This window comes from Sporomusa sp. (assembly GCF_057736855.1).
Genome location: NZ_JBYKYF010000116.1, coordinates 1 through 569, shown reverse-complemented (window position 1 = coordinate 569; position 569 = coordinate 1). Strand labels below are relative to the sequence as shown.

The window sequence follows — 569 nt, the reverse complement described above, 5'->3', positions numbered from 1 at the left end:
GGCAACTGCCAACATTATTGGTAAAATAGCAAATGGCATAGCCGATGATATGCTTACGACCACTGTTATGGCTACCCGAGCTCCGGTAGTGCTGGCTCCAGCCATGAATACCAATATGTATCTAAACCCCATTACTCAACAAAACTTAACCAAACTTGCGGGATTAGGGTATCATATAGTAGAGCCGGCCTCGGGTATGTTAGCTTGTGGAGTGGAAGGTCCTGGCCGATTACCTGAACCGGAGGAGATTGTGAGAAAAGTCGTAGCATTGTTGCATCGCCGCCGGGATTTGTCCGGCAAGCGGGTACTAGTTACAGCTGCTGGTACACGTGAACCTATTGATCCGGTCAGATATATTGGTAATCGTTCGAGTGGCAAAATGGGGTATGCTCTCGCGGAGGTAGCAGCAGCGCGCGGCGCAGAAGTTATCTTGGTATCGGGGCCATCGAGTCTGCCAAATCCATCAGGAGTAATTGTAAAAAGAGTAGAAACAGCCATGCAAATGCGTGAGGCTGTTTTGTCTGAATTTGATATGGTTGATATTGTAATTAAAGCGGCTGCTGTAGCTG

Annotated in this window: 1 protein-coding gene; it reads left to right on the top strand. The window is 48.0% G+C overall.

The window, feature by feature from the left end:
• Positions 1 to 569: bifunctional phosphopantothenoylcysteine decarboxylase/phosphopantothenate--cysteine ligase CoaBC (gene coaBC, locus AC29Z1_RS09210; protein WP_488271165.1), on the top strand; the 569-nt coding region annotated here is incomplete at both ends.